This window comes from Bradyrhizobium sp. USDA 4011 (assembly GCF_054063415.1).
The window spans coordinates 8,478,879-8,489,449 of the sequence record NZ_JBSSGG010000001.1 but is presented as its reverse complement, the minus strand read 5'-3'; the positions used below and the strand labels follow the sequence as shown (position 1 = coordinate 8,489,449).

The window sequence follows — 10,571 nt, the reverse complement described above, 5'->3', positions numbered from 1 at the left end:
CAACAGGATGCGGCGCGGATCGGCGCCCGCGACGATCAGATGCGCGACGCGATGGGCGAGCGTATTGGTCTTGCCGGAGCCAGCGCCCGCGATCACCAGCAGCGGGGCGCCGACGATGCCATCCTTGCCGACCCCGTGCTCGACGGCGCGGCGCTGCTCGGAATTGAGCGCATCGAGATAGGCTGTATTGGCAAGATCAGGCACGAATCACCCCCACGAAACGCTAACAGACATTGCGATTCCGTGGAGCCGGCGCACTTCGATGGGAGCAGAGAAATTAGATTGACATTAACGCGCCGCGGAGCACAACCGCGCCATGGCTGACGTTTCCAAATCCGACACGCCGCTGAAGGCGACATTCAGAGTGCGGCTGAACGGCGAGACGGTAACGCTCGCGACCGTCGGTCAGGCCTACCGCTTCATCAGCAATCTCAGCGCCGTCGAATGGATGGAGTTCCGCTCGCTGCATGACGACGCGCTGGTCGCGCTGGAACGAGCGGCTGGTAACGCCATGCTGACGGTGCAAGCAACCTCCGCGCTGCGGATGCTGTTCGTCCGCGCCAAATTGCTTTGAAAAGAAATGGGCCGCCTTGGCCCTCCGCGGCGGCCCGAGAGTGCGGCCGAAGCGCATTGCGTACCCGGCCGTCGCGTGTACCGCCGTTACCTTGTTTGCGGCCATAACGAACGGGCCTTACGAAAGGCGCGCCGATTCGGCTGTAGCTGCAACACCACAATCAGTGGCCGACGTCGTCGACGAGGCGGTCATACACAAGGGCAGAGCGCAGGTTCATCGTTGCGATCCTCAGATAGCTGGGTTCGCGCATCGCGTTGTTGAACATCATGATCGCCGTCTTCCAGTACCCGCGCTCGCGCTGATCAATGTTCAGCGCTGACAGGTAGTCCGCCGCGTCGCCGACGGTTGCGAGCGTTCGCCCGTCTTTCAGCGTGATCGGGAACGCAAGCGGCGACCGCTTCTCCAGCTCCAGCACGAAAGGCTCCCCCAAAAGGCAAACAGCAATAACAGAACAGACCTAGCTGTGCCGCTATATCAAAGCCTTAAGGGAGTGTCCGGGTCGGGCGGGTTGGGCGGTTCAGAAGGAATCCGCCAGTGCGATCTCTGCCCGGAGGGCATCGATGCGCCGTTCGGCTTCCTCCGACGTCAGGTCGCGCGCGTACTGGTTCGGCTGATAGGCCTCCTCGGCCAGGGTCCGCAACCGCAGCGCCTGGGCACACGACATCAGCCCGCCAAGCCGCTCCGCAACCCCGCCAAATCTCACCGCTGCCATGCTCATCGCTCACCTCGCTTGCCGGATCGTGACTTGACAATATGTTCTATTTTTGTTCTAAGAAACCATGGACAACAAGATCAACGAAATTCGTCGTAAGATCAGCACTTTGCGGGCTGAGATGAGTCTGGTCGAGGCGTCGATCCGGGATCAGGTCAACCGCGATCTGGATTGCAGCGAAGCGTCCTACCGGCTGATGGCGATGCGCGCCGAAGTGACAGAGCTCATCGGCCGGTGGAAGGCCGCCGGCGGCGGCGAGCGCCTCCCCACGGTGCGAGAGCGGCTGAGCCGAAGCTTTGCGGATCGTGCCGTTGCGACCGGCAAGCCGGCTCCCGACAAATCGGACAAAGGCAGGCTCAGGCCGGGCAACGCGAGGGTTTGATCGGTCCGCCCGAGCGGGAGGGCGCGTCACACACCGGCTCGAGTCCGAATCTGGTTTCGGGGCGGGAACCCTAGCCGTGGGTGGGCATTTTCTTGTGGTGAGTGCCAACACCATAGCATCGCCCAGCGCCATGATCGCCGATCCGACCGCGCCACCGCGGGCATCGATGAATGACGATCGCAGCCCGTTGCTGACGCTGATCTCCTGCATCAGCTGCATCAGGACGATGCGGCTTGAGAGCAGTTCTCCGGGTAGCGAGGGCAGGGACATCCTTCAATATCGCTGCGAACAATGCAGCCGCATCGAACGGGTGCAATTGGTGCGGCGAACCTGGCCAGCGGACCGTTAGCCCTCCCTTTGAAAATTATGACCGCGCTCTCGCCTTTCTGGGCAGATCTTCATCTGCCGGAAGATCGTCCGGCACGCTTTCGGAGCGGTGCCCCGTCAGCTTCGAGAGTTCGCGGCTGAGGTCGTGAATGCGGTACGGCTTGCGCAGGACCGGAAAGTCGGACCGCACGTCGCGCGCACTCTTGCTGTAACCTGTCGTCAGCAGGATCGGCAGCTCGGGCCTCCTGTCCCGGATCGCGCGCGCCAGCTTCAGCCCGTCCATCTTGCCGGGCATCACGATGTCGCTGAACACCACGTCGACACCGTTGGTCTCGATTTCCGATAAGGCAGCCTCAGCGTTCGAAGCCCAGCGCACGGTGTAGCCGAGCTGTTCGAGCAAGCCCGTGCTCGCATCGGCGACGGCCGGATTGTCCTCGATCAGCAGGACGGTTGCGGAGCCGCGCACGCTGTGGCCCGCGACCGTATCCGTTGCGGCCGTGGTCCCGCGCGGGAGGTAGATGCTGACCGTGGTGCCCTTGCCAAGCGTGCTTGCAATCTCGATCCGGCCGTCTGCCTGGTGCGCGAAGCCGTGGACCTGGGACAGTCCGAGGCCGGTCCCTTTGCCGACCGGCTTGGTGGTGAAGAACGGGTCGAAGACCTTGCTCAGCACATCCTGGGGGATGCCCTCGCCGGTATCAGCTACGCTGATGGCCACCTCGGTGGTTGCGGGTACGTTTCGGGCAGAGACCGTCAGTGTACCGCCACCAGCCATCGCGTCCCGCGCATTGACGACAAGGTTGATCAGCGCGGTCTCAAACTCGTTCGGGTCGACGGAGACCGGCCAGACATCCGGCTCGATCTCCATGTTCAGCTTGATCGCGCCGCCGATCGCGCTGCTCAGCACCTCGCGCACCGCGGTGATCCTGTCGGCGACATCGATGGTCTGCGGGTTGACGCTTTGGCGGCGCGCGAAGGTGAGCAGTTGGTTGGTCAGGGACGCAGCGCGCTCGGATGCGGTTTCGATCGCACTCAGGGCAAGCTTGCCGCGCTCGCTCGTCACCTCGCGCTTGATCCGGTGCAGATTGCCCGAAATGATCATCAGCAGGTTGTTGAAGTCGTGCGCGACGCCGCCCGTCAACTGGCCCAGCGCATCCATCTTCTGCGATTCCGCGAGCTGTCGCTGCACCAGTTCGAGCTTCTGCTGCGCCTCACGCCGCTCGGAAATGTCCCGCGTGATCTTGGCAAAGCCGACCAGGGTGCCGTCGCTGTCGCGGATCGGATCGATCACGACGCTGGCCCAGAAGAACGAGCCGTCCTTGCGGACCCGCCAGCCATCCTCCACGTAGTGCCCGGTCTCTTCCGCGATCTTGAGCGCGCGGGCGGGCTTGCCCGCCGCCTGGTCGGCCGGTGTGTAGAAGCGCGCGAAGCTCTGGCCGATGATTTCGCCGGGCGAATAGCCCTTGATGCGCTCGCCGCCGGCGTTCCAGTTGGCGACGATTCCCTCCGGCGTCAGCATGTACAGCGCGTAGTCGGTGACGTTGCTCACCAGCAGGCGGAACTGGCTTTCGCTGGCGTCGAGATCCGCGCGCGCCTGTCGGCGCTCGGTCATGTCGCGGGTGACCATCGCGTAGCCGGTCAGCTTGCGCTTCTCGTAGATCGGATCGATGATGACAGAGGCATAGAATTGCGAGCCATCCTTACGGATGCACCAGCCCTCGGCCACGGCGTGCTTTTCCTTCCGCGCCATCTGCAACGCCTTCGCGGGAAGGCCCGATGCACGATCCTCCGCGGGATAAAAGACCGAGAAGTGCTTGCCGAGGATCGCCTTGGCCGGATAGCCGGTGATGCGTTCGGCGCCCTTGTTCCAGTTGATCACCCGTCCATCGGGGGCGAGCGTGCAAATCCCATAGTCAATCGCCCCTCCAACCAACGGCCGGAAGCTGCGCTCGCTTTGGAAGATGCCACGCTTGAGCCGGCCTGAATTCTTAACCATCACCAATCCTGCCAACCCCGGGAACGTTCGGGCGAGGCCAATGTTCCAATGCGATCAAATGCGCCGATCGGGCCCAAGCAATACGATCGGCTTACGCTACTGCGCAAAAAGTTCCAACACGCATTGGAACTTTTTGTTCCATCGACGATTAAGCTGCTCGGTTTGCGTCACAAATCGCGGTTTTGGCGTTTTCCCGCTTGAATAGATCAAGCGCAGTCATTCTTATGGTCACACTGGCTTCTCCGAGTCCCTGGATTCGTGGCCAGCGCGTAGGGGAAACTACATGACCGATCTCGGTTCGCCGCCTCGTCCCCGTGCTGATACACGCCGCGCCCAATCATCGAACGGAAGCCTCGATTCCTCGCACGATCTGCTGCAATCGCTGCAGGCGATGCGCGGCGGCGACTTCTCGGTTCGCATGCGTGGCGACTATCTCGGTATCGACGGCAAGATCGCGGACGCCTTCAACGAAATCGCCGCCGCCAACGAGCGCATGGCGCAGCAATTGGCGCGCGTCGGACAGGTCGTCGGCCGTGAGGGACAGACCCGCCAGCGCGTCAATTTCGGCCTCGCCAGTGGCGCCTGGGCCGACATGGAAAGCTCGGTCAACACCCTGATCGATGATTTGCTGTGGCCGACTCGCGAAGTCACCCGCGCGGTCGCCGCGGTGGCGCAGGGCGACCTGCTACAGACCGTGCAACTCGACGTCGAGGGCAGGCCGCTGCGCGGCGAATTCCTGCAGTCGGCGAACATCGTCAACACGATGATCAAGCAGCTCTCGGTGTTTACCTCCGAGGTCACGCGCGTGGCCCGCGAAGTCGGCACCGAGGGCAAGCTCGGCGGCCAGGCCGAGGTGCCGGAAGTGACCGGCGTCTGGAAGGACCTGACCGAGAGCGTCAACTCGATGGCCAACAACCTGACCGGCCAGGTCCGCAACATCGCCGAGGTGACGATCGCGGTCGCCAACGGCGACTTGTCCAAGAAGATCACGGTCGACGTCCGCGGCGAGATCCTGCAGCTGAAGGAGGCCATCAACACGATGGTCGATCAGCTGCGTTCATTCGCCTCGGAAGTGACGCGCGTGGCGCGCGAGGTCGGCACCGATGGCAAGCTCGGCGGCCAGGCGATCGTGCCCGGCGTTGCCGGCACCTGGAAGGACCTGACCGACTCGGTGAACGCGATGTGCGGCAACCTGACCGCCCAGGTCCGCAACATCGCCAACGTGACCACGGCCGTGGCGCGCGGTGACCTGTCGCGCAAGATCACGGTCGACGTCAGCGGCGAGATCCTCGAGTTGAAGGACACCATCAACACGATGGTGGACCAGCTCAACTCGTTTGCGTCGGAAGTGACGCGCGTGGCGCGCGAGGTCGGTACCGAAGGCAAGCTCGGCGGCCAGGCCCAGGTGCCCGGCGTCGCCGGCACCTGGAAGGACCTCACCGACAACGTCAACTTCATGGCGTCGAACCTGACCGCCCAGGTCCGCAACATCGCCGACGTCGCGACCGCGATCGCCGGCGGCGACTTGTCGAAGAAGATCACGGTGAACGTATCGGGTGAGATCCTTCAGCTGAAGGAAACGCTGAACACGATGGTCGACCAGCTCAATGCCTTCGCCTCCGAAGTGACGCGCGTGGCGCGCGAGGTCGGCACCGAGGGCAAGCTCGGCGGCCAGGCCAACGTGCTCGGCGTCGCCGGCACCTGGAAGGACCTGACCGACAACGTCAACTTCATGGCGTCGAACCTGACCGCACAGGTCCGCAACATCGCCGGCGTTACCACCGCGGTCGCCAACGGCGACCTGTCGAAGAAGATCACGGTCGACGTGCGCGGTGAAATCCTCGAGCTGAAGGACACCATCAACACGATGGTGGACCAGCTCAACGCCTTCGCCGGCGAGGTGACGCGCGTGGCGCGCGAGGTCGGCACCGAGGGCAAGCTCGGCGGCCAGGCCGAGGTGCGCGGCGTTGCCGGCACCTGGAAGGATTTGACCGACAGCGTCAACTCGATGGCCTCGAACCTGACGGCCCAGGTCCGCAACATCGCCGAGGTCGCGACCGCGGTGGCGAAGGGCGACCTGTCGAAGAAGATCACGGTGAACGTGTCGGGCGAAATCCTTCAGCTGAAGGAAACGCTCAACACGATGGTGGACCAGCTCAACGCCTTCGCCGGCGAAGTGACGCGCGTGGCGCGCGAGGTCGGCACCGACGGCAAGCTCGGCGGCCAGGCCGAGGTGCCCGGCGTTGCCGGCACCTGGAAGGATTTGACCGACAGCGTCAACTCGATGGCCGGCAACCTAACGGCGCAGGTTCGTAACATCGCCGAGGTCGCGACCGCGATCGCCGGCGGCGACCTGTCGCGCAAGATCACGGTCGACGTGCGCGGCGAAATCCTTCAGCTGAAGGAAACGCTGAACACGATGGTCGACCAGCTCAACCGCTTCGCGGGCGAGGTGACGCGCGTGGCGCGCGAGGTCGGCACCGACGGCAGCCTCGGCGGCCAGGCCAACGTGCCCGGCGTCGCCGGCACCTGGAAGGATTTGACCGACAGCGTCAACTCGATGGCCGGCAACCTCACGGCGCAGGTCCGCAACATCGCCGAAGTGACGACCGCCGTGGCGCGCGGCGACCTGTCGCGCAAGATCACCGTCGACGTGAAGGGCGAAATCCTCGAGCTGAAGAACACCATCAACACGATGGTGGACCAGCTCAACGCCTTCGCCGGCGAAGTGACGCGCGTGGCGCGCGAGGTCGGCACCGAAGGCAAGCTCGGCGGCCAGGCCGAAGTGCCCGGCGTCGCCGGCACCTGGAAGGACCTCACCGACAACGTCAACTTCATGGCGTCGAATCTTACGGCGCAGGTCCGCAACATCGCCGAGGTCGCGACCGCGATCGCCGGCGGCGACCTGTCGAAGAAGATCACGGTGGACGTGCGCGGCGAAATCCTGCTGCTCAAGGACACCTTGAACACGATGGTCGAGCAGCTCCGCTCGTTCGCCGCCGAAGTGACGCGCGTGGCGCGCGAGGTCGGCACCGAAGGACGGCTGGGCGGCCAGGCCGTGGTGCCCGGCGTCGGCGGTACCTGGAAGGACCTCACCGACAACGTCAACCTCTTGGCCGCGAACCTGACCACACAGGTCCGCAACATCGCCGAAGTGACGACGGCCGTGGCGCGCGGCGACCTGTCGCGCAAGATCACGGTCGACGTGAAGGGGGAAATCCTCGAGCTGAAGAACACCATCAACACGATGGTGGACCAGCTCAACGCCTTCGCCGGCGAGGTGACGCGCGTCGCGCGCGAGGTCGGCACCGAGGGCAAGCTGGGCGGTCAGGCTGAGGTGCGCGGCGTTGCCGGCACCTGGAAGGACCTCACCGACACCGTCAACGTCATGGCGGCGAATCTGACCGAGCAGGTGCGCGGCATCGTCAAGGTGGTGACCGCGGTCGCCAACGGCGACCTGAAGCAGAACCTGACGGTGAAGTCGAAGGGCGAGGTGGCAGCGCTCGCTGACACCATCAACAACATGACGGAGACGCTTGCGACCTTCGCCGCACAGGTGACCAGCGTGGCGCGCGAGGTCGGCGTCGAGGGACGGCTCGGCGGTCAGGCCAACGTGCCGGGCGCGGCCGGCACGTGGAAGGATCTGACCGGCAACGTCAACCTGCTCGCGGCCAACCTGACCTCCCAGGTGCGCGCGATCGCGGAAGTGGCGACCGCCGTGACCAAGGGCGACCTGACACGCTCGATCCAGGTGGACGTGCGCGGCGAGGTCGCGGAGCTCAAGGACAACATCAACACCATGATCGGCAACCTCCGTCTCACCACGGAGCGCAACACCGAGCAGGACTGGCTGAAGACCAACCTCGCGCGCTTCACCAACATGCTGCAGGGCCAGCGCGATCTTGCGACCGTCGGCCGCCTGCTGCTGACCGAGCTGGCGCCGCTGATCAACGCGCATATGGGCGTGATCTACCAGGTCGACAATCCCGAGAATGCGCAGCTGCGGTTGCTGTCGGCCTATGCCAGCGACAGCAGCAAACCGCATCCGCAGATCGTGCAGTTCGGCGAGGGACTGATCGGCCAGTGCGCACTCGACAAGCGCCAGCGCCTCGTCTCCGATATCCCCGGCGATGCAGTGCCGGTCAATTCGGCGCTGATGCGGATCATGCCGAAGAACCTCGTCGTATTCCCGGTGCTGTTCGAGAACCAGGTCAAGGCGGTGATCGAGCTGTCCTCGATCTCGTCGTTCACGACATCGCAAATCACGTTCCTCGAGCAGTTGACCGACAGCATCGGCATCGTGCTCAACAGCATCGAGGCGACGATGCAGACCGAGGCACTGCTCAAGCAGTCGCAGCAGCTCGCCGGCGAATTGCAGACCCAGCAGAAGGAATTGCAGCAGACCAACGATCAGCTCGAGCAGAAGGCCCAGCAGCTGGCCGAGCGCAATGTCGACGTCGAGCGCAAGAACCAGGAAATCGAGCAGGCCCGCCGCGCGCTGGAGGAGAAGGCGACCGAGCTGTCGCTGACCTCGAAGTACAAGTCCGAATTCCTCGCCAACATGTCGCACGAGCTGCGCACGCCGCTGAACTCGATCCTGATCCTGGGCCAGCAGCTCACCGAGAATCCGGACGGCAATTTGACTAGCAAGCAGGTCGAGTTCGCCCGCACCATTCATGGCGCCGGCACCGACCTGCTGAACCTGATCAGCGATATCCTCGATCTGTCCAAGATCGAGTCCGGCACGGTGACGGTCGATGCCGAGGAAATCCTCACCTCGAGCCTGCTCGAGACGGTCGGGCGGCCGTTCCGGCACGAGGCGGAGAACCGGCATCTCTCCTTCAGCATCGATGTCGACGCCAATCTTGCGCGCAGCATGGTGACGGACTCCAAGCGGCTGCAGCAGGTGCTGAAGAATCTGCTGTCCAACGCATTCAAGTTCACGGCGGAGGGCGGCGTCAGCCTGACCGTGTCGGCTGCGCTCGGCGGCTGGAGCGCCGAGCATCCGATCCTGAACACAGCACCAGCCGTGGTCGCATTCGAAGTGTCGGATACCGGCATCGGTATTCCCCAGGACAAGCAGAAGCTGATCTTCGAGGCGTTCCAGCAGGCCGACGCCGGCACCAGCCGCAAATATGGCGGCACGGGTCTTGGCCTTGCCATTAGCCGCGAACTGGCGGGCCTGCTCGGCGGCGAGATCCATCTGCGGAGCGCACCGGGCAAGGGTTCGACTTTCACGCTCTATCTGCCGCTGAAATATGCCGGGCCGACGGTGGCCTTGCGCCCCCAGGCGCAGGCGCTGGCGATGCCGCACACGGCGGCGACGTCGCTGCAGTCATCAGGCACACAGGAGCGTGTGATCGAGCAGCTGCCGGACGACCGGCTCGATCTCGAGCCCGGTGACACGATCCTCCTGATCGTCGAGGACGACCCGCATTACGCGCGGGTGCTGATCGATCTGGCGCGGGACAAGGGCTTCAAGGTGCTGGTCGCTAGCCGCGGCGCCGAGGCGCTGGATCTCGCCAAGCAGTTCCAGCCGAGCGCGGTTTCGCTCGACGTCTTCCTGCCCGACATGCTCGGTTGGACCGTGCTGAGCCAGCTCAAGCACAATCCGCTGACCCGTCACATTCCGGTGCAGATCATTACGCTCGACGAGGACCGGCAACATGCGCTGGCGCGTGGTGCCTTCTCCTTCGTCAACAAGCCGACCACGACCGAGGGCGTCAGCGCCGCGCTGTCGCAGATCAAGGAATACGCCAGGCCGCGTCGCAAGCGTCTGCTGATTGTGGAGGACAATGCGGCGGAACAGCTCAGCATCACCGAATTGCTCGGCCACGAGGATATCGAGATCGTGACCAGCGGAACCGGAGCAGGGGCGCTCTCAACGCTGCGCGAGCATCCTTGCGACTGTGTCGTGCTCGATCTGCGCCTGCCCGATATGAGCGGCTTCGAGGTGCTGGATCAAATCCGCAAGGACGAGACGCTCTCCAGCATACCCGTTGTCGTGTTTACGGGCCGGGAACTTTCAGCCGAAGAGGACGCGGAACTGCACACGATGGCGCGCAGCATCGTCGTCAAAGGTGTTGAGTCGCCGGAACGCCTGCTCGACGAAACGTCACTATTCCTTCACCGTGTGATCACGGAATTGCCTGTCGAAAAACAGAGGATGCTGGAGAAGCTCAATAGTTCCGATGAGGATCTTATTGGCAAGACCGCGCTCCTGGTCGACGACGACGCCCGCAACATCTTCGCGCTGTCGAGCGTGCTGGAGCGGCGAGGTATGAAGGTGTTGACTGCGACAACCGGTCACGAGGCGATCTCGCTGGTGGAGTCCAATCCGAAGATCGCGATCGTGCTGATGGACATCATGATGCCGCAGATGGACGGTTACCAGACCATCGGCGCCATCCGGCAAAATCCCGCCTTCGCGCGGCTGCCGATCATCGCGCTGACCGCGAAGGCGATGAAAGGTGACCGGGAGAAATGCCTGGAAGCAGGCGCATCCGATTATCTGGCGAAACCCGTGAACACCGAGCAACTGTTGCTGGCGATCCGCATGTGGCTGCACCGCTGATCGGCGATC

At 63.9% G+C, this 10,571-nt stretch carries 7 protein-coding genes; 3 read left to right on the top strand and 4 right to left on the bottom strand.

The window, feature by feature from the left end; genetic code table 11:
• On the bottom strand, positions 1 to 204 hold a 204-nt coding region (locus ACVW1C_RS40355), incomplete at its 3' end, for a UvrD-helicase domain-containing protein (protein WP_456762967.1).
• A 112-nt stretch (positions 205 to 316) separates the two neighbouring features.
• On the opposite strand from ACVW1C_RS40355, the gene ACVW1C_RS40350 reads away from it, so the two are divergent.
• On the top strand, positions 317 to 574 hold the full coding sequence (locus ACVW1C_RS40350) for a hypothetical protein (protein ID WP_176531322.1): 258 nt from the start codon (positions 317 to 319) through the stop codon (positions 572 to 574).
• A 160-nt stretch (positions 575 to 734) separates the two neighbouring features.
• On the opposite strand, the gene ACVW1C_RS40345 is transcribed toward ACVW1C_RS40350, so the two are convergent.
• Complete coding sequence (locus ACVW1C_RS40345) at positions 735 to 989, bottom strand: hypothetical protein (protein ID WP_176531323.1); 255 nt, start codon at positions 987 to 989, stop codon at positions 735 to 737.
• 102 nt (positions 990 to 1,091) lie between these two features.
• On the bottom strand, positions 1,092 to 1,292 hold the full coding sequence (locus ACVW1C_RS40340; RefSeq protein ID WP_456762966.1) for a DUF3072 domain-containing protein: 201 nt from the start codon (positions 1,290 to 1,292) through the stop codon (positions 1,092 to 1,094).
• 61 nt (positions 1,293 to 1,353) lie between these two features.
• Here ACVW1C_RS40340 and ACVW1C_RS40335 point away from each other — a divergent pair, with 61 nt between their 5' ends.
• Positions 1,354 to 1,668, top strand: a complete 315-nt coding sequence (locus ACVW1C_RS40335) for a hypothetical protein (protein ID WP_456762965.1) — start codon at positions 1,354 to 1,356, stop codon at positions 1,666 to 1,668.
• Positions 1,669 to 2,032: 364 nt separating this feature from the next.
• On the opposite strand, the gene ACVW1C_RS40330 is transcribed toward ACVW1C_RS40335, so the two are convergent.
• A complete protein-coding gene (locus ACVW1C_RS40330) occupies positions 2,033 to 3,988 on the bottom strand; it encodes a PAS domain S-box protein (RefSeq protein WP_456762964.1) in 1,956 nt (651 codons plus the stop codon).
• Between the two features lie 283 nt (positions 3,989 to 4,271).
• Here ACVW1C_RS40330 and ACVW1C_RS40325 point away from each other — a divergent pair, with 283 nt between their 5' ends.
• Positions 4,272 to 10,562, top strand: a complete 6,291-nt coding sequence (locus tag ACVW1C_RS40325; RefSeq protein ID WP_456762963.1) for a HAMP domain-containing protein — start codon at positions 4,272 to 4,274, stop codon at positions 10,560 to 10,562.
• Positions 10,563 to 10,571 lie beyond the last annotated feature (9 nt).

Excerpts from the sequence above, each read along its gene's own strand:
- ACVW1C_RS40350 (WP_176531322.1), top strand. The coding sequence starts at position 317 with ATGGCTGACGTTTCCAAATCCGACACGCCGCTGAAGGCGACATTCAGA.
- ACVW1C_RS40340 (WP_456762966.1), bottom strand. The coding sequence starts at position 1,292 with ATGAGCATGGCAGCGGTGAGATTTGGCGGGGTTGCGGAGCGGCTTGGC.
- ACVW1C_RS40330 (WP_456762964.1), bottom strand. The coding sequence starts at position 3,988 with ATGGTTAAGAATTCAGGCCGGCTCAAGCGTGGCATCTTCCAAAGCGAG.
- ACVW1C_RS40325 (WP_456762963.1), top strand. The coding sequence starts at position 4,272 with ATGACCGATCTCGGTTCGCCGCCTCGTCCCCGTGCTGATACACGCCGC.
- ACVW1C_RS40335 (WP_456762965.1), top strand. The coding sequence starts at position 1,354 with ATGGACAACAAGATCAACGAAATTCGTCGTAAGATCAGCACTTTGCGG.